This window comes from Crossiella sp. CA198 (assembly GCF_052078295.1).
Lineage (GTDB): Bacteria > Actinomycetota > Actinomycetes > Mycobacteriales > Pseudonocardiaceae > Crossiella.
Genome location: NZ_JBQJIM010000056.1, coordinates 1 through 23,259, shown reverse-complemented (window position 1 = coordinate 23,259; position 23,259 = coordinate 1). Strand labels below are relative to the sequence as shown.

17 protein-coding genes and 1 pseudogene are annotated in these 23,259 nt (G+C 71.3%); 11 read left to right on the top strand and 7 right to left on the bottom strand.

Annotation, left to right across the window (positions count from 1 at the left end; genetic code table 11):
• Positions 1-576: 576 nt before the first annotated feature.
• Together ACTOWY_RS44110 and ACTOWY_RS44105 are read right to left on the bottom strand one after the other, a co-directional pair.
• Positions 577-717: a hypothetical protein gene (locus ACTOWY_RS44110; RefSeq protein WP_441315574.1), complete on the bottom strand. Its 141-nt coding sequence runs from the start codon at positions 715-717 to the stop codon at positions 577-579.
• A gap of 1 nt (position 718) precedes the next feature.
• On the bottom strand, positions 719-1,828 hold the full coding sequence (locus ACTOWY_RS44105; protein WP_441315573.1) for an LLM class flavin-dependent oxidoreductase: 1,110 nt from the start codon (positions 1,826-1,828) through the stop codon (positions 719-721).
• A 479-nt stretch (positions 1,829-2,307) separates the two neighbouring features.
• Here ACTOWY_RS44105 and ACTOWY_RS44100 point away from each other — a divergent pair, with 479 nt between their 5' ends.
• From ACTOWY_RS44100 to ACTOWY_RS44085, 4 genes and pseudogenes are all read left to right on the top strand, one after another.
• The gene (locus tag ACTOWY_RS44100; RefSeq protein ID WP_441315572.1) at positions 2,308-2,631 is read left to right on the top strand and encodes an FAD/NAD(P)-binding protein; all 324 of its coding nucleotides are present in this window, start codon (positions 2,308-2,310) and stop codon (positions 2,629-2,631) included.
• A gap of 46 nt (positions 2,632-2,677) precedes the next feature.
• The gene (locus ACTOWY_RS44095; protein ID WP_441315571.1) at positions 2,678-4,279 is read left to right on the top strand and encodes an FAD/NAD(P)-binding protein; all 1,602 of its coding nucleotides are present in this window, start codon (positions 2,678-2,680) and stop codon (positions 4,277-4,279) included.
• 357 nt (positions 4,280-4,636) lie between these two features.
• Positions 4,637-6,339, top strand: a pseudogene (locus ACTOWY_RS44090) (ABC1 kinase family protein).
• Between the two features lie 74 nt (positions 6,340-6,413).
• Positions 6,414-7,382, top strand: coding sequence for a phosphatase PAP2 family protein (locus ACTOWY_RS44085; RefSeq protein ID WP_441315570.1), 969 nt, complete (start codon positions 6,414-6,416; stop codon positions 7,380-7,382).
• 294 nt (positions 7,383-7,676) lie between these two features.
• Here the strand turns inward: ACTOWY_RS44085 and ACTOWY_RS44080 are convergent, their stop codons facing one another.
• Positions 7,677-10,106 (bottom strand): protein kinase domain-containing protein, encoded by a 2,430-nt coding sequence (locus ACTOWY_RS44080; RefSeq protein ID WP_441315569.1) that lies wholly within the window; start codon positions 10,104-10,106, stop codon positions 7,677-7,679.
• A 107-nt stretch (positions 10,107-10,213) separates the two neighbouring features.
• Positions 10,214-11,614, bottom strand: coding sequence for a M20/M25/M40 family metallo-hydrolase (locus ACTOWY_RS44075; RefSeq protein WP_441315568.1), 1,401 nt, complete (start codon positions 11,612-11,614; stop codon positions 10,214-10,216).
• Between the two features lie 85 nt (positions 11,615-11,699).
• Between ACTOWY_RS44075 and ACTOWY_RS44070 the strand changes: the two genes are divergently transcribed.
• Entirely contained in the window at positions 11,700-12,719 is a 1,020-nt protein-coding gene (locus ACTOWY_RS44070) for an LLM class flavin-dependent oxidoreductase (RefSeq protein ID WP_441315567.1), read from the top strand.
• 169 nt (positions 12,720-12,888) lie between these two features.
• On the opposite strand, the gene ACTOWY_RS44065 is transcribed toward ACTOWY_RS44070, so the two are convergent.
• The gene (locus ACTOWY_RS44065; protein WP_441315566.1) at positions 12,889-13,377 is read right to left on the bottom strand and encodes a heme-degrading domain-containing protein; all 489 of its coding nucleotides are present in this window, start codon (positions 13,375-13,377) and stop codon (positions 12,889-12,891) included.
• Entirely contained in the window at positions 13,374-14,438 is a 1,065-nt protein-coding gene (locus ACTOWY_RS44060) for a Gfo/Idh/MocA family oxidoreductase (RefSeq protein WP_441315565.1), read from the bottom strand. The genes ACTOWY_RS44065 and ACTOWY_RS44060 overlap by 4 nt, the downstream gene beginning before the upstream one ends.
• A 55-nt stretch (positions 14,439-14,493) precedes the next feature.
• Here ACTOWY_RS44060 and ACTOWY_RS44055 point away from each other — a divergent pair, with 55 nt between their 5' ends.
• Positions 14,494-15,738: an ROK family protein gene (locus ACTOWY_RS44055; RefSeq protein WP_441315564.1), complete on the top strand. Its 1,245-nt coding sequence runs from the start codon at positions 14,494-14,496 to the stop codon at positions 15,736-15,738.
• 1 nt (position 15,739) lies between these two features.
• Here the strand turns inward: ACTOWY_RS44055 and lspA are convergent, their stop codons facing one another.
• Complete coding sequence (gene lspA, locus ACTOWY_RS44050; protein WP_441315563.1) at positions 15,740-16,285, bottom strand: signal peptidase II; 546 nt, start codon at positions 16,283-16,285, stop codon at positions 15,740-15,742.
• A 144-nt stretch (positions 16,286-16,429) separates the two neighbouring features.
• On the opposite strand from lspA, the gene ACTOWY_RS44045 reads away from it, so the two are divergent.
• The 5 genes from ACTOWY_RS44045 to ACTOWY_RS44025 all read left to right on the top strand — a co-directional run bounded on the left by ACTOWY_RS44045 (position 16,430) and on the right by ACTOWY_RS44025 (position 23,093).
• Positions 16,430-17,683 (top strand): glycosyltransferase, encoded by a 1,254-nt coding sequence (locus ACTOWY_RS44045; protein WP_441315575.1) that lies wholly within the window; start codon positions 16,430-16,432, stop codon positions 17,681-17,683.
• Complete coding sequence (locus tag ACTOWY_RS44040) at positions 17,680-19,779, top strand: ArnT family glycosyltransferase (RefSeq protein WP_441315562.1); 2,100 nt, start codon at positions 17,680-17,682, stop codon at positions 19,777-19,779. The genes ACTOWY_RS44045 and ACTOWY_RS44040 overlap by 4 nt, the downstream gene beginning before the upstream one ends.
• 58 nt (positions 19,780-19,837) lie before the next feature.
• Entirely contained in the window at positions 19,838-20,563 is a 726-nt protein-coding gene (locus ACTOWY_RS44035; protein ID WP_441315561.1) for a response regulator transcription factor, read from the top strand.
• Positions 20,560-22,014 (top strand): sensor histidine kinase, encoded by a 1,455-nt coding sequence (locus ACTOWY_RS44030; protein WP_441315560.1) that lies wholly within the window; start codon positions 20,560-20,562, stop codon positions 22,012-22,014. The genes ACTOWY_RS44035 and ACTOWY_RS44030 overlap by 4 nt, the downstream gene beginning before the upstream one ends.
• Positions 22,015-22,154: 140 nt before the next feature.
• A complete protein-coding gene (locus ACTOWY_RS44025; RefSeq protein WP_441315559.1) occupies positions 22,155-23,093 on the top strand; it encodes a serine/threonine-protein kinase in 939 nt (312 codons plus the stop codon).
• Positions 23,094-23,259 lie beyond the last annotated feature (166 nt).

The following is a 23,259-nucleotide window of genomic DNA, read 5'->3' as shown; positions in this document are numbered from 1 at the left end:
AAATATATAAGCTCTACTGGCTTACATCGGCACACTGTTGAGTTCTCAAAGAACACACGCACACCGCACAACCACCAGCCGCAGAGGCCGACAGTTGTTCCGGGGCTTGATTGTCCTGGAAGCTTTTGTTGCTAGATCTTGCTGCGGTCGCCCACTCTACCACCTTACGGCGGGAGCTTGGTTCGCGGCCCTGGCCTGCGCTCCGTTCCCCGGTCTTTCTGGGGCCGTTCCGCGCTGGCAGAGAGAAAGTTACGCTCGGGCGAATGCGAAGTCAAATCGGCTGTTCAGCCGAGGAAAAGGCCAGGTCAGCGGGTTGGCGCCAAGTCGATCTCGGGCTCATCACGGAGATCGGGTTGTAGTGGCCCCGGCCACATTCCGGCCATCTGCCGAGGTGGGCGGCGTCTGGGCGCCGGGCAGCGCCTTCTCGAAGGGCAGCGGACCGATGGTGAGCGGGTCCGCACGCAGGTCGAACAGCGGCCGGTACCCGATGCGCAGGTACAGCGCCCGCGCCTCCGGCTGCCGGGGACCGGTGGTCAGGTAGATCCGCCGGTACCCGCGCCGCCCGGTGGACCGAACTCATCTGTCAGGGAACCGCGTCATCTCGTCGATCTCGCCGTACCTGGTCCGGTAGTCGGCGTCGAGCTGACTGAGCAGCGGTTCCGCCCTCGGGTCCCGGACCACGACGTAGTGGAAGGCGCCGGGTGGGAGTTCCGGCACGTCAGGCCGGCACCGCGAGCTTGGCCGCGTCCCGCTTGGCGACCTCTTCGCGCACGATCGGGATGACGTAGCGACCGAAGTCGATGGTGTCGTTGAGCATGTCGTAGCCGCGGGCGGACAGGATCGTCACGCCGAGGTCGTAGTAGTCGAGCAGCGCCTGGGCGACCGTCTCCGGGGTGCCGACCAGCGCGGTGGAGTTGCCCGCGCCGGAGGTGGCCGCGGCGGTGGGCGTCCACAGCGCCCGGTCGAACCGCTCCCCCTGTGCCGCGACGGCAAGCAGTCGCTGCGAGCCCGCGTTCTGCGGTGCGTCGGTGTGGTGGCGGCGCAGCAGCGCGTTGCCGCCCTCGCGCCGTTGCTTGATCACATCGAGGGTGCGGTAGGCCTTCTCCCAGGCGAGTTCCTCGGTCGGCGCGATGATCGGCCGGAAGGCGACCTGGATGCGCGGCAGATCGGCGCGGCCCGCCGCCCTGGCCGCGGCGTGCACGGCCTGGATCTGCTCGGCGGTCTGCGCGAGCGGCTCGCCCCACAGGCAGTAGATGTCGGCCTCGGCGCCGCCCGCCGCGTAGGCCGCCGGCGAGGAGCCGCCGAAGGAGACCTCCGGCCGGGGCAACTGGACCGGGAAGACGTCGCTGACGAAGTCGTCGAACCGGTAGTGCTCGCCGTGGTGGTCGAACGCCTCCCGGGTGGTCCAGATCCGCTTGACGATCTGGATGTACTCCCTGGTCCGGCTGTACCGCTCGTCCTTGGTCAGCCGGTCGCCCTCACGGCCCTGCTCCCTGTCATTGCCGCCGGTGATGAAGTGCACGGTCAGGCGACCATTTGCCACCTGATCGAGGGTGGCGAAGGTCTTGGCCGCATACGTCGGGTAGGAGACGTTCGGCCGATGGGCCAGCAGGATCTGCAGGGAGTCGAGTTTGGCGGCGACGAAGGCGGCCACCTGCGCTGGATCGGGTGAACCTGAGCCGTAGGCGAACAGCACCCGGTCCCAGCCGTGTTCCTCGTGCGCGCGGGCGAGCTTGAGCGTGTACTCCGGGTCGAAGGAGGCGCCGGATCGCGGCGCGGTCTCCGAGCCGTCGTTGGTGCCACCGATTCCCAGGAACTCCACAGGCATGGTCGGACCTCTCTGGCGCGCGGGCGCTCGTGGCGCGGGCGCGCGGCGTCGACCGGCCGGCACGACCGGTGTTGGCGAAGACGCGTGATGACGGGCGAGGAGCCGGTCGGCGCCGGGTCCGGCTGAGGGGTGGACCGCGCGAGCGTGTGCCGACCGGAGAAGGCGGTCAGCTACGACACGAGCTGGACCACACTCGACCGAAGTCGATGTGGTCGCGGGTCACGAGCGGCGGACGCACCAGCACGGGATCCACGGAACCGCAAGGACTTCACCGCGTCAACAGCTGCCCACAGGGTGGACCCCCGGCCGGGTTTCCTTGACACCGCGTGAGCTGCTGCGCACGATCGAAGTGCCCGGACGCGTTGAGGGGCGCGTCCCGCGTGATGACACCGCCGTCTCCGGCGATCCACCCTGCCTGACCTTCTCCCGACGCGCGCCGCCGTGGCCTCGCGTTCCCTCTTCCCGCAAGGAGATCTGGCATGCCGAGGCCAGCTGTGGTCGTCATCGTGGGCGCCGGTCCGAACGGGGCCGGTCTGCTGGAGCGGATCAGCGCCAACCTGGACGCGGCCGAGGAGTTGTGCCCTGGACCGCTGGAGATTCACCTGGTCGATCCCTTCCCGCCTGGCCCCGGACGGGTGTGGCGGCACGCGCAGTCACCATTGCTGCGGATGAACTCGATGGCCGAGGACGTCACGATGTTCACCGACGAGTCGGTGCGATGTCAGGGGCCGGTGCGCCCCGGACCCTCACTCGCCGAGTGGGCGGCCGCGGCGCGCCGGCGAGATCACCGGCGTCGAGCTTGATCCTGAGCTGATTTCGTTGCGCGGCAACGACTTTCCGACTCGTCAGGTGCAGAGTAAGTATCTGGAGTGGTTCTTCCGTCACACGATCAGGCGACTTCCGGACTCGGTGACGGTGCACGTGCACGCGACCACGGCCACCGCGGTGACCGGGAACTGCGACCAGACCCAGCAGGTCTGGCTGGCCGACCGGGTGACGCCGCTGGCCGCGGACGCGGTGGTGCTCGCACTCGGCCACCTGGACGCCGAGCCCGGACCGGAACACCGTCGGCTGGCGGCCTTCGCGGTCGAGCACGGGCTGGCCTACTTACCGCCCGAGTACTCCGCCGACGCCGACCTCTCGGCCATTCCAGCTGGTGAACCGGTTGTCGTGCGCGGGTTCGGGCAGGCGTTCATCGACCTCATGGTGTTGCTGACCGAGGGCAGGGGCGGGCGGTTCGAGTCGGTTGAGGACGGTCTGCGGTACCTGCCTTCGGGGCAGGAGCCGGTGCTGTACGTCGGCTCGCGGCGCGGAGTTCCCTATCACGCGAAGACCACCTATCGGTTGCAGGGCGAACCACCCGAACTGCCGAAGTTCTTCGACGCCAACACCATTGACGGGCTGCTGGCCCAGCCTGGCCGCCTGGAGTTCCGCCGGGACGTGTGGCCGGCGATGGCCAAGGAGATCGGCTGGGGGTACTACCGGGAGCTGTTCACCGGGCATCCGGACAAGGTCGCGATGGACTGGGCGGAGTTCGCCGGGCGCTTCGCCGGGCTGGAGTTCCTCGGGCAGCGGATGCGGGACCTGGTGGCGCGGGCGGTGCCGGTGGAGGCGGACCGGCTGGACCTGGCGACGCTGGACCGCCCGCTACGCGGGATGAGCTTCGACCGGTTCGCCGACCTGGGCGGATACCTGCACGACTACATCGAGCAGGACCTGGCGCGGCGGTCGGATCCGGCGTTCTCGGCGGATCTCGGCGCGTTCTTGGCGCTGCTGTCGGTGTACGGGCAGTTGCCGCGGCTGCTGGAGAGCGGGCGGTTGTCGGCGCGCTCGCAGGTCGAGGAGTTCGACGGCTGGTGGGCCGGGTTCTTCAGCTTCTACGCCAGCGGTCCGCCGGGTGATCGGCTGGAGCAGTTGCTGGCGTTGTCCAGGGCCGGGGTCCTGCGGTTCCTCGGGCCGGACATGTGGGTGCGGGCCGATGCCGAGCGCGGGCGGTTCGTGGCGGGCAGCGCCGGGGTCACCGAGGAGCTGATCGCGAGCGGGCTGATCGAGGCGCGGCTGCCCAGGGCGAACGCGCGGCACAGCGCGGCGGAGTTGCTGCGCAGGCTGGTGCGGGAAGGGGATGGCGCCGAGGAAGTGCTGGCCGAGGGGGCTTTCGGGCACAACACCGGGCTGTTGCTGATCCGCGGGGACGACGCCAGGGTGCTGGACCGGGACGGGCGGGCGCACCCACGGCGGTTCGCACTGGGCGCGCACACCAACGGCCGGTCAGTGGCGGCGTTCGCGCGGCCGCGGACCAACGCGCCTTCCTTCCGCCGCAACGACAACGTGGCCCGGGAGCTGCTGCGGTTCCTGGCCAGCGCGGAGCGGCCGGTCGACCTGGTGCCGGTTCCGCGCACAGCAGAATCTGAACACGTCTTTGGTGATCTTGTGCGGCGCAATCGGTGCTGATCAGCGTTTCCCAACTCCGTTGAGGTGACGCTACGCAGCCAGTTTCGTCGCTGACCCGGGTGAAGGGTGATGATCACGTTGGTCGGATCGACCCGGAAATCTCGGTAGCGTCCGGAGGCGATGGACGACAACTGGTTCCTGAATCTGGTGCTCGCACCGGCCAGCTACCTGGTGGTCCTGGTGGCCTTCGTGATCGTGCTGCGAAGGCTGCTGGGCTTCCGGGTGGGTCTGGTGCGGGCGGTGCTCGCCGCGGCCATCGGGCTGACCCTGATCCCGCCGCTGGCGCGGGTGCTGTTCGAGGCGGACAGCAAGGGCTCGCTGGTCACCGTCTGGATCGGGCTGGCGGTGCTGGTGCCGATGGTGCTGCTCGTGCTGGCCGAGGTGCTGGTGCCAACGGGCTCGGTGCCGGGTCCGGTGGACTGGCTGCGTGGACTGCGGCGCCGGTTCGGGCGTGCGCGGCGGTACTCGCAGATCAGCCGGATCGCCTTCCGGCACGGGCTCGGCCCCTACCTGCGTGGCAGCCGGAGATCGGTGCCGCAGGGGCAGTCCAAGCTGGCCAGATCGCTGTGGCTGGCGCTGGAGGACGGCGGGGTCACGTTCGTGAAGTTCGGGCAGGTGCTCTCCACCCGGCGGGACATCCTGCCGGCGGAGTTCATCACCGAGCTGAGCCGGTTGCAGCACCAGGTCGCCGCGGCGCCGTGGGCCGAGGTCGAGACGGTGCTGCGGGCGGAGCTGGGCGCCGCGCCGGAGGAGGTGTTCGCCGAGTTCGACCGGGAACCGCTGGCCGCGGCCTCGATCGCGCAGGTGCACCGGGCCACGCTGCGCTCCGGCGAGCAGGTCGTGGTGAAGGTGCAGCGGCCCGGCATCCGGCCGGTGGTCGAACGCGATCTGGACATCGTCGACCGGCTCGCCCGCACCCTGGAGGCCAGGACCCGCTGGGGCCGGGCGCTGGGTGTGGTGGAGCTGGCGAAGGGGTTCGCCGACGCGCTGCGGGAGGAGCTGGACTTCCGGATCGAGGCGCGCAACATGGCCGCGGTGGAGGCTGCCGCCGCGGTGCGTGGCGGTGATCCCGGGATCCGGCTGCCGGTGCTGCATGAGCAGCTGTGCAGCACCCGGGTACTGGTGATGGAACGGCTCGACGGTGTGCCGCTGAGCGGACGGCTGCCGGTGCGGACCGACCGGGAGGAGCTGGCCAGGGCGTTGCTGCGGTGCCTGCTGCGCAGGTGATGGTGGACGGGGTCTTCCACGCCGATCCGCATCCGGGCAACATCCTCGCGCTGGCCGACGGCCGGCTCGGACTGCTGGACTTCGGGTCGGTCGGGCGGCTCGACGGTCAGCTGCGGGGCGCGGTGCAGAACCTGTTGCTGGCCATCGACCGCGGTGATCCGGCGGCGATGACCGACGCGCTGCTGGAGGTGGTGAGCCGGCCGGATGAGATCGACGAGCCCGCGCTGGAGCGTGCGGTCGGGCAGTTCATGGCCCGGCACCTGGGTCCGGGCATGCGGCCGGATGTGGAGATGTTCACCGATCTGTTCCGGCTGATCGCCGCCTATGACCTGACGGTGCCGCCGGAGGTGGCCGCGGTGTTCCGCGCGCTGGCCACGATGGAGGGCACGCTGGCGGCGCTGGCGCCCGGGTTCAACATCGTGGCGGAGGCGCGTTCCTTCGCCACGGACAAGGTGGGTGCGGCGCTGCACCCGTCCTCGGTGAAGGAGGCGGCGAGCCAGGAGTTGCTGGCGCTGCTGCCGGTGTTGCGCAGGCTGCCGCGGCGGCTGGAGCGGATCACCGGCGCGCTGGAACGCGGGCGGCTCGGGATGAACGTGCGGTTGTTCGCCGATGAGCGGGATCGGCGAGTGCTGCGCGGTTTCCTGAACCAGGTGCTGCTCACCGTGCTGACCGCGACCACCGGCGTGATGGCGGTGTTGTTGCTGAGCACCACGGCCGGTCCGATGGTGGCCGACGGGATCAGCCTGCTGCACGTGTTCGGCTACAACCTGCTGGTGATCAGCTCGGTGATCGCGTTGCGGGTGCTGTACCTGGTATTCCGACGAGAGACATAGGAGGCCATTGGTCTGTGACAGAACCATGACGTGCCACGGGCACGGCTGATACATCGCGGATGGACGGTGTAGGCATGCGTCCCTCCTCGACCAGCCCTGCCGCTGCCTGGCGGATCGCACTGTCGGTGCCACTGTTCCTGTTCGCCTTCATAGCCATCTACCTCCAGTTCGTGCGCACCCGGGAAGGGCAGCGCTGGGAGAACGAGGTGCTGGCCGCGGGCGGGCGGGGGACGGGGTGGCTGCGCGACCGGAACTCCGGGCTGCTCGAGGTGATGGACGATCGTCCGTTGCTGATCGGCGCGGTGGTCGGCGTGATCCTGGTGGCGCTGGTCGGGCGGCGCTGGTGGGCCGGGCTGGCCGCGGTCGTGGGCATGGGGCTCACGGTGGCCGCCTCGCAGGTGCTGAAGCTGTCGCTGCTGGAGCGGCCGCGGTTGCAGACCGGGCCGTTGCCCTCGCACAACAGCTTCCCGAGCGGTCACGTCAGCCTGGCCATGGCGCTGGTGCTGGCCTTGCTGGTGGTGCTGCCCAGCAGACTTCGGGTGCTGGCGGCGGTGCCGGGCGCGCTGTGGGTGGCGTCGGTGTCGACGGCGACCATGCAGGCGGGCTGGCACCGGCTGAGCGACACGCTCGGCGCCGGTCTGCTCGCGGCCACGGTGTGCTGCCTGGTGGTGAGCCTGTTGCTGGCGCTGGGCAAGGCCCGTCGGGCGGCGCACCGGCCAGGTCCGCTGGGGCTGGCGCTGGGCTGGGTCGCGGCGGTGGTCGCGATCGGCTGGTTCCTGGTGCGGTACAGCGACGTGGACGCGACGGCGACAGAGATCGCGATGGCGGCCGCGCAGTCGGCGAGTGTGCTGATCGTGCTGGCGGTCACGGCACTGCTGCGCTCGGTCGAGCTGCTCGCGCCCGTGGCGGTGCGCGGGGAATCGCCCGCGCCGCCGGTGGTCGAGCCGCCGTTGCCGGGTCCGCTGCCGGGGCCGTTGCCTGGGCAGCGTCGGGTGGTCAGCCCGGAAGAGCTGCGCTACTACCGCCAGCAGTTGGTGCCCTGAGCGCAGGCTTGGCGTCGCGTGCCGCGTTCCCGGCTGGGGGCGCGGCACGCTGTTGTGCGGGTCCGGCGGGCCCCGCGGGTCCGGCGGGCCGGTGGCCGGTGATGTGCCGCGGTGCGCGAGAACGTACGGTGCCAGCCGAGACCGACGGCGTGGTGGCGGCGGACCGGGTTGTGGCGGCGGACCGGGTTGTGGCGGTGCACAGCGTGGTGGCGATGGACAGCGTGGTGGCGATGGACAGGGCGAGGGCTCCGCACCTGGTGGTCAGGTGTGGAGCCCTCGTTTGTCCGGGTGGGCTTACGGCTTGTACTTGGGCGGCGGCGTGTTGGCTGCGGTGGCGCGGGGCATGACGGTGGTGGAGACCGGGCCGTCCATGACCGCGCCGTGGCGCATCAGCCAGGCCGAGACCTCGGTTTTCACCACGGCCAGGGTGGGGCGGCGGCGGGGATCCGGGTCCAGGGCCGCCGCGAGCAGGTGGCGGTGGGCGCTCTGCTGCGGGAGATGGGTGCAGGGTGTGCCCTTGGCTGCGGCCATCAGGGCCGAGACCGGGGTTTCGAAGACGCCTCGGGGCGGGTGGGCGGCCAGGGCGTAGCTGACCGTGGCGGCGAGTTGCCAGGCGTCGGCGGCCGGGGAGGCGGACGCGCCCGCGGCGACCTCGGGGGCGATGAAGTCCGGGGTGCCCATCATCATGCCGGTGGCGGTCAGGGTGCTGTCGCCCTTGGAGCGGGCGATGCCGAAGTCGATGAGGTGGGCGGTGCCGCCCTCGTCGAGGACCACGTTCGCCGGTTTGACATCGCGGTGCAGCACGCCCTGGTCATGCGCGTCGGCCAGGGCGCCCGCCATGGTTGCCCACAGGCGGGCGGCGGAGACGTCGTCGATGACGCCGTCGTTGTGCACCGCGTCGGCCAGGGTGCCGCCCTCGATGTACTCCATGACGATGGCCAGGCCGTCGGGTTCCTCGACCACGTCGTAGACCCGGACGCAGTTCGGGTGCCGGACGGCGGCCAGGGCACGGGCCTCGCGGAGCATGCGTTGCTCGGTCTCGGCGTCGGGGGCGTGCGCCAGCTTCACCGCGACGGTGCGGCCGAGGCTGGTGTCCATGGCGAGCCAGACCTGGCCGAAGCCGCCGGCGCCGAGTTTGCGCAGCCTGCGGAACCGGCCGCCGGCGGGTTGCCAGACGCCGCCGCGGGGCAGCACCGGGGTGGTGCGGGTGGCGCCGGAGGGCATCCGGCCCGCGCCCACGGCGGCACCGGCGACACCGGCGGCTGCGGCTCCGGCCGCGCCGCCGAGGAAGGCGGGCAGGGGGCCGGGGGTGTTGGCGAGGGCGGCGGCTGGGGCTTTGAGGGTCGGGGGCTTGCCGCTGGCGACCACGGGCGGTCGGAGTGGGGGCTGACCGGTGGCGTTGGGCGGGGACTGCTGGCCTGCGGCTGTCGCGGGCGGTTGACCGGCGACCAGGGTCGGCGGGGGCTGCTGGCCCGCGGCCGTGGTGGGGGCATAGTGGCCCGCGATGACCGTGCGCTCCTGGCCGGTGACCACGGTGCGGGGCTCCTGGCCCCGGACGACCGTGGGGGGTTCCTGGCTCCTGACCACGGTGGGCGGCTCCTGGCCTGCGGCGCCCGTGGGGTTGCCCTGACCGGCGACCACCGTGGGCGGGCTCTGGCCGGTGACGACCGTGGGGGGCGCGGGCTGGCCCGCGGAGTGCGGCATCCCCTGGCGGCCTGGGGCCGGTGCGGTGTGCGGGCGGGGTGCCGGGTTGCGGGGTTGGGCGGACTGGACTGAGGGGCGGTGGGTGGCGACGGGGGCCGCGGCGGCGTTGGTGGTCACCTTGGTGGCGGGGACCGGTTCGGCCAGGCGGACGGCTGGGTCGATGCGGGTGGGGTTGGGCGGTGCTGTGCTGGGTTTTCTCGGCAGTTGGTTGGACGCCGGGCGTACCGGTTCCGCCAGGGGCTTCGGTTTGGGGGGCGGCAGGGGCTTGCGGGGTTCCAACTGGCGCCTTTCGGCTGGTTCGGGGTCGCGTTCGGAGCGGCTGATCACCGAACGCCGGGGGGAGCCGATCAGCATCACGACGAAGATGCCCGCGATCGAGGTCGGCAGGAAGCCGAGCCACAGGTGGCCGAGGATGCTGGCGCTCAGCGGGACCGTCAGGACCGCGAGCAGCACGAAGGGCAGGCGGAAGAACAGCCAGGCCGGCCACTTGGGGCCGCGGCGGAAGGCGAGCAGGCTCTGGATGATCAGGGCCAGCAGGATCAGCACCGGCAGCACGCCGAGCAGGATGATGTAGCCGATGGCGCCCAGCCAGCTGGTCGCGCCGCCCGGGTTGAACAGGGCGTCCGCCGCCTCCGGGGCGTTGGCCAGGTACTGGCCCTGGGTGCCCAGCAGGCAGAAGTCGCGGCCGAAGCTGCCCAGGTCGGCGGAGAGGCCGCCGGTGGGCACGCCGCGGGCGGCGGCGGTGATGATCCGGTCGGTCGCGGTGAACGCCATCCAGGGCAGCACCAGGGTGCCGAGCAGGCCGAACAGGGCGATCGGGATGGTGGTCGCGGGGGTGTACCGGTTGCCGATGCCGTGTCGCAGCAGGGCCACGCACACCGCGCCCAGCGGTGGCAGCAGGCCGAAGACCACGCCGGCGGCGGTGACGGTCCAGGCCCAGTCACCTGGGCAGACCGCGAAGCCGAACAGGCGGTGCAGCGTCGACAACAGCGAGCCGACCAGATGGACGACCGCGTCCACGAACCCCTCCATCCCCACTTCACCGGAAGCTGACGACATCCACCCTATTAGTCCTTACATCGGGTGTACGTGTCCGCACGCTCCGCGAGTGGGTTTTTCGGGCCTACTTAGCGCACTGGCAACGGAAAAGCCACTGGACTGTGACGTCCGGAGCGATCAACGGCCCGCACTCCAAAGAACACGTTGTCCTTCGACCGCTTGACCGTCGCCCGGGTGACATCGCCTACCGGCACCACATGGGTCCACCAGGTGTCCGTGGTCTCCCGCCAGAGGATCTCGTACCCGGCCAGGTCCGGTTCCGGGCCGCGTTGCCAGACCAGCTCGGTGTCGTTGGTCAGGGCCTGGGTGAGGATGCCGACGCCGGCAGGGGTGCCGGGCGCCTGGGCCAGGGACCACAGGGTGGCCAGGTTCACCTTGGCCACGCGGGCGATGTAGTCGAAGTCGCAGAACTCGGGCAGGTCGCCGTACTGCTTGCCGTCCTGCACCCGGACGTCCTGGTGCTGGTGCGCGAAGTCCTCGTTCGGCTCGGTGAAGCGGGCCGCCGGGAAGCCCAGTTCCAGGAACGGGATGTGGTCGCCGCCGCGCAGGTAGCGGTCCCTGCGGTGGATCACCCGGACGTTCATGCCGGTGACGTCCTCGCCCGCGACCTGGCGCACGTACCTGGCCAGCTGCCGGGTGGCCGAATCGTTCTCGCCGCCGACCGAGCGGCGGATGGTGGCCTGCTCGGGGGTCTCCGAGGTGGGCACGCCCTCGGCGAAGAGCCGGACCGTGCGCGGGTCCTTGCTGCCGTCATCGGCCGTGCTGCTGCCCACGATGTCGTTGGTGAACATGCCCTGCACGTCCGCGCCCGCCGCCTTGAGCTGCCTGGCCAGGTGCCGGGAGCCGTGCAGGCCCTGCTCCTCCCCCGCCACCGCGGCGAAGATCACCGTGGCCTCGATGGGCCGCTTCGACATGATCCGGGCCAGTTCCAGCACCACCGCCACGCCCGAGGCGTCGTCGTCGGCGCCGGGGGCGTCGCTGACCGCGTCCATGACATCGGAGGCCCGGGAGTCGTAGTGGCCGGCGACCACGTAGGTGCGCTTGCCGCCGCCACTGCCGCGCAGGGTGCCGAGCACGTTGGTGATCTTGGTGGGCACCGGGATGCGCGGGTCGGGCGGCTGGATGTAGGACTGGAGTTCTACGGTCAGCCTGCCGCCCGCGGCCGCGGCGTAGCGGTTCAGCTCGGCGAAGAGCCAGTCCCTGGCCGCGCCGATGCCGCGCTTCGGGTCGTCCTGGCTGGACAGGGTGTGCCGGGTGCCGAAGGCGGCGAGGGCGCGCACGGTCGCCTCGATCCGCTTCGGGTCGATCTCCCGCAGTAGTGCCCGCAGTTCCCGGTCAACCGGCTTGCCACCAGCGGCGGAGGTCTCCGGGGCGGCCTGGGCGGCGCCCGCGGGGAAGATCAACGGGGCGGCCGCGGTGGTGAGGGCGGCCGTCAGGAAGGTGCGTCGGCTGGGCGACTCAGGGGCCATGCCCACTGTCTAGACAGTCAGGGCGTGACTGTAAATACGCCAAGGGAACCGATTACCGGGGAAGTAGCCGGGGTTCGTTCGCGTTATGTCGAACATGGCCCTGTCTCGTGCTGTTCCGCTGTCCGTGCTCGACCTCGCGACCGTCACCAACGGCTCCACCGCCTCGGTCGCGTTGCGCAACACCCTCGACCTCGCCGCGCAGACGGAGAAGCTGGGCTATCACCGGTTCTGGCTGGCCGAGCACCACAACATGCCAGGGGTGGCCAGCAGCGCGCCCGCGGTGCTGATCGGCCAGGTCGCCGCGGTCACCAAGACCCTGCGGGTGGGCTCGGGCGGGGTGATGCTGCCCAACCACCCGCCGCTGGTGGTGGCCGAGCAGTTCGGCATGCTGGAGGCGCTCTACCCTGGCCGGATCGACCTGGGCATCGGCCGCGCGCCGGGCACCGACCCGCGGACCGCGCACGCGCTGCGCCGCTCCACCGCGCCGCTGTCCGCCGACGACTTCCCCGAGCAGCTCACCGAGCTGACGCACTACTTCGACGAGATCGGCCCTGGTGAGCCGGAGCCCGCGGTGCGCGCGGTGCCCGCCCCCGGCAACCGGCCGCCGCTGTGGCTGCTGGGTTCCAGTGGCTACTCGGCCCAGCTGGCCGGGCTGATGGGGCTACCGTTCGCCTTCGCGCACCACTTCAGCGCGGAGAACACGCTGCCCGCGCTGCGGCTCTACCGGGACAACTTCCGGCCCTCGGCCGAGCTGGACCGTCCCTACGCCATGGTCTGCGCCTCGGTGATCGCCGCCGACAGCGATGAGCAGGCGCGCTGGCTGGCCGGTCCGGGCGGGCTGTCCTTCCTGCGGCTGCGCAGTGGCCGTCCCGGGCTGATCCCGACCGAGCGGGAGGCCGCGGACTACCCGTACTCGCCGATGGAGCGGGAGTTCGTGGAGGCCAGGCTGGCCAGTCAGATCATCGGCGGGCCGGAGCAGGTGGCCGCCGGGATGGAGCAGCTGCTGGCCGAGACCGCGGCGGATGAGCTGATGGTGACCACCATGGTGGCCGGGCACGCTGACCGGCTGCGGTCCTACGAGCTGGTAGCCAAGATCGCGGGCTGACCGGAGACAAGAGAGAGCCCCGAGGCCGCTGGGGGTCCGGCCTCGGGGCTCTAAGGTCTCATGATCTTGGCGGTGTGAACCACCATCGCGCTGAGACTCAGTAACTATAGCTCGCGGATCGCGGCGGAGCACATCCTCCAATCGAACGGATGGGATGCCGTTCTACTAGTCACATGGAGTGAGTACTTTTCGCCAGTCGGGAGTACTCCGTGAGTTGGGCCACCACGAATCGATGGTCTTCTACCTGCGGCAGTCCGGACACCGTCACCGAACCCACCACGCCGACGCCACGCACCGTCACCGGGAACGAACCGCCGTGCGCGGCATAGCTGTCCTGGTCCAGCCGCATGGTCTCCTCGAAGGTGCTGCCCTTGGCCCGGCAGCGCTCGCCGACGAGGAACGAGCTGTGCCCGAACCGGGCCACCACCCTGGCCTTGCGTTCCACCCAGGCGTCGTTGTCCGCTGAGGTGCCGGGCAGCGCGACGTGGAAGAGCCGCTGGCCGTTGCGGTGGATGGCCACCACCACCGGCAGCCCGGCCGCCCGCGCCGCGGCCACCAGCTGGGAGCCGAGTTCCCACGCGGTGTCGTTGTCGAAGCGGTCGAACTGGAGGTCCAGTTCCTGCTCGGTCAGCTCGTCCAGGGTCCAGGGGCTGGTCATGCGGTCACCACCACGGGCTCGCGGGTTTCAGCGGACCGCTTGGCCGCCTCGATGATCTCCAGCGCGGCGATCGCCTCGGCCGGTTGGACCGGCAGCGGCGCGCCCGTGCGCAGCGCCGCGACCACCGCGGCGTAGAAGTCCTGGTAGGCGCCGGGCTCGGTCTGCAACGGGACCGACTCCGCGCCAACGCCGAGCTGTCCCCAGGCCGACTGAACTTCGGTCCCCCAACCCGGTGAACCTGGTACGCCGCCCGCGGCCATCGCGTCCTCCTGCGGGTCCAGGCCGAACTTGGTGTAGCCGGCCTGGTCGCCGAGCACCCGGAAGCGCGGGCCGAGCTGCGCGGCCAGGGCGCTCATCCACAGATGCGAGCGGGTGCCGTCCTGGTGGGTCAGCGCGACGAAGGCGTCGTCGTCGACCTGGACGCCGCCGCGGACCTGGCCCATTTCGGCGTACACCGAGGTCACCGGGCCGAAGAGCTGGAGCGCCTGGTCGACGAGGTGCGCGCCGAGGTCGAACAGGATGCCGCCGGCCTCCTCCGCGCCGGGCAGCTCGCGCCAGTTGTCCCAAGGGGTCGGCGCCCAGCGCTCGAACCGGGACTCGAACCGGTGCACCCGGCCCAGCCGCCCGTGGTCCAGGAGCTTGCGCAGAGTCAGGAAATCGTTGTCCCAGCGGCGATTCTGGAACACGGTGAGCGGCACCCCGGCGGCCGCGGCGCGGGTGGCGAGCAGTCGGGCCTGGTCGGCGCTGGGCGCGAACGGCTTGTCCACCACCACCGGCAGGCCGGCCTCGATCGCGGTCAGCGTGAGCGGCACGTGGGTGCGGTTGGGCGTGGCCACGACCACCAGGTCGAACTCGTCCCTGGCGGCGAAGAGGTCCTCGGCGGAGTCAAGCACCCTGGCTTCCGGATGCCGGGCACGCAGTGCGGACTGGCGTTCCGGGTTGGCGGTGACCACGGCGCTCAGCCGCAGACCGGGGGTGGCGGCGATGAGTGGGGCGTGGAAAACGGCGCCTGCGATGCCGTAGCCCAGCACCCCGACACGCAAGTCGTCTGTGGAGACCATAACCTGATTAAAACAACACTGTTGATTAACAGCAAGGTGTCATGATCTGAAACTGATGTCCGAACCGTCGACCCCGCGACCGCCTGCGAGCGGCGCCAACCTCCGCGCGCTGCGCGGACACAACAGCACGCTCGTGCTCGACCTCATCCGCGGCACCGAGGGCCTGAGCCGGGTGGAGATCGCCCAGCGCACCGGGCTGACCGCGCAGGCGGTGTCCAAGATCGTGGGCAGGCTGATGGAGGAGGGCCTGGTCGCCGAGTCCGGTCAGGCCGCGCCGACCGTGGGCAAACCACGCACGCTGCTGCGGCTACTGCCCGAGGCCCGGTTCGCCCTCGGCGCGCACGTGGACCGGGACGAGCTGCGGTTCGTGCTGGTCGACCTGGCAGGCACGGTGCTGGAACGCCGCCGGGTGCCGATGCCCGCCGAACCCACGCCGGACGTGGTGATCCCACTGCTCGCCCAGCACGCGCTGAGCATCGTCAACAGCGGTTCGGTGCCCCAGGAACGGCTGCTCGGCCTCGGCATCGGCTGCCCAGGCCCGCTGGACCACCACACCGGCGTCGTGCACCAGGCCACCCACCTGCCCGGCTGGGTGGACGTGCCGCTGCGCGACCGGGTGGCCCGGCTGACCGGGCTGCCGGTGATCCTGGACAAGGACACCAACACCGCGATCGTGGCCGAGGGCTGGCGCGCGGAGGGCCTGGCCGAGGCCGCGCTGGTCTACATCGGCACCGGCATCGGCGCCGGACTGGTGCTCAACGGCGTGGTGCACCGCGGCAGCCGGACCAACGCGGGCGAGTTCGGGCACACCACGCTGCAGGCCACCGGACCGCACTGCGCGTGCGGGCGGCGCGGCTGCGTGGAGGTGCTCTGCTCCCCCGCCACCGTGCTGGCCAGGGTGCGGCGCAGGCGCGGCACCGGCGGGCCGCACTCGCCGATAAACCCCGAGGTGCTGCCGGAGTTCCAGCAGCTGTGCGCGGACGCGGCGGCAGGCGACACGGTGGCGCGGGCCGAGCTGACCAGGGCGGCCCGGCTGCTCGGCGGCGCCATCGCGGACCTGGTGAACCTCCTGGATATCGACCAGGTGGTGCTGGCCGGGCGCGCGGTGGAAGCGGGCCGGGAATATTACGTGCGAGAGATCGAGCGCGCGTTGCGAACCCAGATCCGCTCGCCCGAGTGGCAGCCGGTCAAGGTCAGCGTGTCCGATCTGGCGGAGGACCTGGTCGCGGCGGGTGCGGCGATGTTGCTGCTGTCCACCTTCTACGGGCGGCAGCAGCTCGGCCAGGCGCGCCGCGGCTGAGCTACTCGGCCGCGGCGTCCTCGGCCTTCTTGTCGCTCTCCCGGCTGCCGTCCAGGTTGATCCCGCGGAAGCTGAGCACCAGCAGCGCGACCGCGCCGAAGAACAGCGCGATGTCGGCGACATTGCCGACGAACCAGCCGTTGTAGTCGATGAAGTCGACCACGTGGCCGCGGGCGAACCCTGGATCGCGGAAGAGCCGGTCCAGCAGGTGTGTGCTCGCGCCGCCGAGCAGCAGGCCCAGCGCCAGCGCCCAGCCGGTGGAGCGGACCCGCAGCGCGATCCACACCAGCGCGATCACCGCCACGCCGCTGAGGATGGCGAAGACCCAGGTCGAATCGGCGCCAAGGGAGAAGGCCGCGCCCGGGTTGTAGAGCAGCCGGAAGCGGATGAACTCCCCGATCACCGGGATCGGGGCCTGGCCGGTGAGCGCGTCCACCGCCCACAGCTTGGTGAGCTGGTCCAGCACCAGCAGCACCGCGGCCACCAGCAGGATCAGCGGCAGACGGCGGGGCGCGGCGGGGTTCGCGGGCGTGGTCTCGGTGCTCATCACCCGACAGGGTAAGCCGAGCGATCGAACTCCGCCGCTCCCAGCTGTCTCCCAGGCCCGGTCCAGGGTTCTCGCACATCCGGCGGCCATACCTGACACCGGTCGCGAGAAACGCGGCCGTGGCGTGGAGGGTTGGTGATCGACATGGGTGGTGCGGCCGTGACCAGGGGCGCCGGACCCCGGGCTGAACGTCCGGAGCGGCAGCGGACCGCGAGCGTGGACATCGTGGTGCCGGTGTTCAACGAGGAGAAGGCGTTACCCGGCTGCCTGCACGTGCTGCACGCCTACCTGAGCGCGCACTTCCCGTTCGACTGGACCATCACCGTGGCCGACAACGCCAGCACCGACGGCACGCTCACCGTGGCCAGGCGGCTGGCCGGGGCGTCGTCGCGGATCCGGGTGCTGCGGCTGGAGGAGAAGGGCCGCGGGCTGGCGCTGCGCACCGCGTGGGGCTGGAGCGACGCCGATGTGGTGGTCTACATGGACGTGGACCTGTCCACCGGCCTGGACGCGTTGCTGCCGCTGGTCGCGCCGCTGGTGAACGGGCACTCCGACCTGGCCATCGGCTCTCGGCTGGCGGCGGGGTCGCGCACGGTGCGCGGGCCACAGCGGGAGTTGATCTCGCGCGGCTACAACTCGCTGATCCGGCTCGCGCACGGCGCCCGGTTCTCCGACGCGCAGTGCGGGTTCAAGGCCGCGCGGGCCGAGGTGATCCGGCCGCTGCTGGAGAAGGTCGCGGACAACTCCTGGTTCTTCGACACCGAACTGCTGTTGCTGGCCGAGCACAACGGGTTGCGGGTGCACGAGGTGCCGGTGGACTGGGTCGAGGACACCGACAGCCGGGTGCGGATCGCGAAGACGGCCTGGGAGGACGTGCGCGGGCTGCTCCGGGTGGCGCGGGCCAGGGCGAGCGGAACGGCCACCGTGCACAACCTGCCCACCCGGCCGGACCCCGCGCCGATCCACCCGGACGCGGTACTCGGGCGGCGGGACAGTGGGTTGCTGTGGCAGCTGGTGTCCTTCGGGCTGATCGGCGCACTGTCCACTGTGGCCACCGCGGCGCTGTACGCGTTGTTCCGAGGCTGGCTGGATCCGTTGCCCGCCAACCTGTTCGCGCTCACCCTGACCACGATCCTGAACACCGAGGCCAACCGGCGGTTCACCTTCCTCGGCTGGAGCGGGTCGAAACGCCGGGTGCACCTGCAGGGGCTGCTGGTCTTCGCGTTGTACTACGCGCTCACCTCGGGCGCGCTGCTCGCGCTGCACGCCGCCGACCCTGATCCCTCGCGCTGGCTGGAGATCAGCGTGTTGCTGACCGCCTCGGTGCTGGGTACGGCGGCCCGGTTCGTGGTGCTGCGCAGCTGGATCTTCCGTGATGGCAAGGAGAAATACGCATGACCAGGACTCGTTGGCGGCCGTGGGCGCTGCTCGCGATCTGTGTGCTCGCCGCCGTGCTCTACGGCTGGGCGCTCGGCTCGGCGGGCTGGGGCAACGCGTACTACTCGGCCGCGGTGAAGTCGATGTCGCGGAGCTTCACCGATTTCCTGTTCGCCTCCTTCGATCCGGCCGGGGTCGTCACTGTGGACAAACCCCCGATGGGGTTGTGGCCGCAGGTGCTGTCGGTGTGGATTTTCGGTTACAGTGGCTGGGCGGTGTTGCTGCCGCAGGTGATCGCCGGGGTGGCGGCGGTGTTCCTGTTGCACCGCACGGTGCGACGCTGGGCGGGCGAGCATGTCGCGTTGCTGGCGGCGCTGGTGTTCGCGCTGACGCCGATCACGGTGGCGATCAACCAGGACAACAACCCGGACACGTTGCTGGTGCTGTTGCTGGTGGCCGCGGCCTACGCGCTCACCAGGGCGGTGGAACGCGGAATCCCGGCGGGCAGCACGACTCGGTGGCTGCTGCTGGCCGCTTTCCTGATCGGCTGCGGGTTCCTGACCAAGATGTTGCAGGCGTGGATCGTGGTGCCGGTGTTCCTGGCCGCCTACTTGGTCGCCGGGATCGGCACGGTGCGGCGACGGATCGCGGATCTTGTCGCGGCAGCGGGGATGCTGGTGGTCTCGTCGTTCTGGTGGGTCGCGGTGGTGGACCTGTGGCCGGGTGAGAAGCCCTACATCGGTGGCTCGACGGACGGGTCCGCGCTGGATCTGGTGCTGGGGTACAACGGTTTGGGGCGGATCTTCGGCCGTGGCGCCGGCGGCGGACCGGGCGGCGGCACGCCGCCGCCGGGGGCCGAGGCGCCCAGCGGCATGATGGGTGGCGGTGGGTTCGGTGGCACGGCCGGGCCGTTGCGGATGTTCAACGAGCAGATCGGCGGGCAGATCAGCTGGCTGCTGCCGTTGTGCGCGGTGGCGCTGGTTGTCGTCGCGGTGACGGTGTTCCGGCGCGGGGTGAGCGGGCAGGTCCGCGCGGGCTGGGTGCTGTGGGGTGGCTGGTTGCTGGTCACCGGGGCGGTGTTCAGCTTCGCCGAAGGGATCTTCCACCCGTACTACACCACGATGCTGGCGCCCGCGGTGGCGGCGGTGTCGGCGGCGGGCGGGCGGGAGTTGTGGCGGCGGTACCGGGCTCCGGGGTTCCTGTGGCTGTTGCTGCCGTGGGCGGTGGCCGGGACCGCGGCCTGGGCGTTCGCGCTGACCTCGCGGGACACCGGCTGGCAGGGGTGGACCCGGTGGGCGGTGGCGGCCCTCGGCGGGTTCGCGGTGCTGGCACTGGTGATCGGGCGGCTGCCGCGGGGTGTGCTGGTGCGGCGAGTGGGGGCGGTCGCGGCGGTGGCCGGGTTGTTGCTGACGCCCGCGGTGTGGTCGGCGGAGAAGGCGTTCGCGGGCACGGCCGGGGCGATGAACGGGACCAATCCGACCGCGGGTCCGGCCACGGCCGGGTTGGGCGGGCGGGGTGGGGCGCGGCCCGGTGGCGCGGCGGGGCAGGGCGCGTTGCCGCCCGGGGCCGATGGGCAGGCGCCGGACGGCGGGCAAGGTGGCGGGCAGGCGCCGGATGGCGGGCAGCCGCCGGGCAGCGCGCAGGGCGGCGGACAACCGCAGGGTGGCGGGCAGGGCGGCGCGACGGGCGGTGGGCAGCCGCCGGGCGGGGCCCGGCTGGTGCTGGGCGGCGGGTTCGGCGGGCGGGGCACCGAGTTGACCGCGGCGCAGAAGAAGATCCTCGACTACGCCAACGCCAACTCCCGCGGCGCCGAGATCGTGCTGGCGGTGGAGGGCGGGTCGATGGGCGCGTCCGCGTTCCTGATCAACAGCGAGGTCACCGTGATCGGCATGGGTGGGTTCTCCGGTGGGGATCCCGCGCCCAGTGTCGATCAGCTGACCCGGTGGCAGGCCGAGGGCAAGCTCGCGTTCGTGCTCACCGAGGGCCCCGGCGGTCGTGCTGGCCGGGGTGGCGCGACCGGGCGGGCCACCTGGATCGAGCAGAACTGCGTGCTGGTGGATCCGGGCGCCTACGGCGGGACGGCCACCGGGCCGAAGTTGTACTCCTGCCTCACCTGATCGGGGCCATCCAGCAAGCTCCCAGGAAACTCCCAGGCTGGGCGGGAAGACTGGTGGAGTGGACGCCGCTGACTCCTCCCGCCCGGCCAGGGTGCTCGTCGTCGACGACGAGCCCAACATCCTGGAGCTGCTCTCGGCCGCGTTGCGGCTGAGCGGGTTCGAGGTGCACGCGGCGGACACCGGGGCCAGGGCGCTGACGGTGGCGCGCGAGGTGGTGCCGGACATCGTGATCCTGGACGTGATGCTGCCCGATCAGGACGGGTTCACCCTGGCCAGGCGGTTGCGGGCGGCGCAGGAACGGCTGCCGGTGCTGTTCCTGACCGCGCGGGACGGAGTGGCCGACCGGATCGCCGGACTCACCGCGGGCGGCGATGACTACGTGACCAAACCGTTCAGCCTGGAGGAGGTCGTGCTGCGGTTGCGGGCGATCCTGCGGCGCACCAGGGCGGTGGCCGAACCGGCCGGGGTGAACGGGAAACTGCGTTACGCCGATGTGGAGCTGGACGAGGACGCGCACGAGGTACGCCGGTCCGGAACGCTGATCACGTTGTCCCCCACCGAGTTCAACCTGCTCCGCTACCTGATCACCAACGCGGAGAAGGTGGTCAGCAAGGCGCAGATCCTGGACCGGGTGTGGAGCTACGACTTCGACGGGGACGGCCGGATCGTCGAGTCCTACATCAGCTACCTGCGGCGCAAGCTGGACTTCTGCGATCCGCCGCTGATCCACACCATCCGCGGCGTCGGCTACACCCTGCGGCTGCCCCGCTCCGGTGCGCGATGAGGCGGCCGCTGACCCTGCGCACCCGGCTGCTGGTCACCCTGCTGTTGTTGTCCGGACTGGGACTGGCGGTGGTCGCGGTGACCAGTCAGCTGCTACTCGCCCGCTCGCTGATGTCCAAAGTGGACGAACAGTTGCAGGGACTGGCCCGGCCGTTCAGCAACGACCGCCCGCCGCCGCGCAACCGGCCACCGGACGGCAGGCCGGAGCGGCAGCTGCCCACCGACGCCAGGGTGCTGTTCTTCAGCGCGGGCGGCGATCTGCGGGACACCCTGGGCAACCTGCCCGGCGACCTCAGCGGCCCCGACCTGTCCGGTCTGGACCGCGCCGAGCTGCAACGCCGGACCGACAAGCCGTTCGTGGTGGCCGGCAAGGCCGGTGGCAGCGACTGGCGGGTGCGGGTGATGGTGACCCCCACCGGGGACACCGTGGTCACCGCGCATTCGCTGGCCGGGCTGGACGCCACGCTCAACCAGCTGCTGGTGATCGAACTGGTGGTCGGCGTGCTGGTGCTGGGGCTGATGGCCGCGGCGGCGACCGTGGTGGTGCGCATCGGGTTGCGGCCGCTGAACCGGATCGAGCAGACCGCGCAGGGCATCGCGGGCGGCGAGATCGACCGGCGGGTGCCGGACAGCGATCCGCGCACCGAGACCGGGCGGCTGGGCGCGGCGCTGAACGTGATGCTCGGACGGCTCGGCGACGCGCTGCGCGAACGCGAGCAGTCCGAGGGCAGGCTGCGGTTGTTCGTCGGGGACGCCTCGCACGAGCTGCGCACCCCGCTGACCTCGATCCGCGGTTTCGCCGAGCTGTACCGCAAGGGCGGCGCGCCGGAACGCGCGGACGTGGACCGGATCATGAGCCGGATCGAGGCCGAGGCCAGCCGGATGGGCCTGCTGGTCGACGACCTGCTGCTGCTCGCCCAGCTCGACCAGCAGCGGCACTTCGACTTCGCCGAGCAAGACCTGCTGGTGCTGGCGGGCGACGCCGCGCACGACGCGCGGGCGCACGAGTCCGACCGCAAGGTCACCCTGGTGGCCAAGGACGGGCCGGTGCGGGTGCTGGGCGATGAGTACCGGCTGCGCCAGGTGCTGGCCAACCTGGTGACCAACGCGCTGCGGCACACCCCGCCGGGCACCCCGGTGCGGATCACCCTGACCAGGGAAGCCGCCGCGGCACAACGGTCCGCGCCCGCGGCGGCGGCCGGGACCGCGCCGCCGACCGGGGGTGAGGTGGCGGTGCTGGAGGTGGCCGACGACGGGCCGGGTATCGCGCCGGAGCACGCGCCGCACGTCTTCGACCGGTTCTACCGGGCCGATCCGGGGCGGAGCCGGGCCAAGGGCGGTTCCGGACTGGGGCTGGCGATCACCGCGGCGATCGTGCACGCGCACGGCGGCCGGGTCGAGCTGCACACCGACCAGGGCACCCGATTCCGGGTGCTGCTGCCACTCGTATAAATACTCACTGGCAAAAATTAACCCATCCGGGAAAATGCCATCAGGTGATCCCATTACCGCGAGTATTCGATTTCCGACTTTTCGCAATTTGCGACTAGACTCGGACGCGCTGTCTCCGCTTTGAGAAAGCGAGCCCTCGCGTGAACTACCTGCTCGCCGACCGCTATCGGCTCGACGGTGAGCTGGCCCGGGGCGGGATGAGCGTGGTCTGGTACGGATTCGACACCGTGCTGGAGCGCGAGGTCGCGATCAAGGAACTGCGCACCCCGCCGGACTGGTCCGCCGCCACCGCCGCCGCCCACCACGAGCGCATCCGCCGAGAGGCCACCAGCGCCGCCCGACTGGATCACCCGAACGTGGTTCGGGTCCACGATCTGGTGAGTGCGGACGGCAGGCCGTGGATTGTCATGGAACAAATTCCGAGCCGATCACTGCAACAGGTGGTCGACGAGGACGGCGCATTGCCGCCGATGCTGGTCGCCCGGATCGGACTGGCGGTGGTGGAGGCCCTGGACAACGCGCACCATCGCGGGATTCTGCACCGGGACGTAAAACCGGCGAACATCTTGATCGCCGACGACGGCCAGATCTTCCTGACCGATTTCGGGGTGGCCCGGCTGACCGAGGCGGAAACCGCGGCCACCACCGGCGCGTTGCACGGCTCGCCCGGCTACATCGCGCCGGAGCGGCTGAAGGGCCAACTCCCCCGGCCCGCCTCGGACTTCTGGTCGCTGGGCGCGACGCTGTACACGGCGGTGGAGGGCAAGTCGCCGTACGCGCGGGAAAGCGCGGCCGCCACGCTGACCGCGACGATCACCGCGGAACCGCCGGCCACCTCGCGGGCCGGGGTGCTGGGGCCGGTGGTGTCGGCGCTGCTGCGGCGGAATCCGGTGGACCGGCCGGGCCCGGACCAGTTGCGCGAGCAGCTCGGCCGGATCATGGCCGGGCGGGCCGGTTCGCCGCCCCCGCAGAGGCCGACCACCGCGCCACCACCGCGCCGGACGCGGCTGCTCTTCGCGGGCATGACGATGCTCGCGCTGAGCGTGGCCATCCTGGTCTACCTGTCGCTGACGCCCTGACCTCAACCCGCCCGGCGAGTTGGGCCAACTGGTACGCCGGGTTGGCCGAAGTGGGCGTGCCAGTTGGCCCAAGTGCCGTCCGGGTCTTTCCAGACGCCCGTGCCGGGCGGAAAATCGGGGCTGGTCACCCCCGATGTCGTCGCGTCCCTTGGTTCCATGAGGCCGT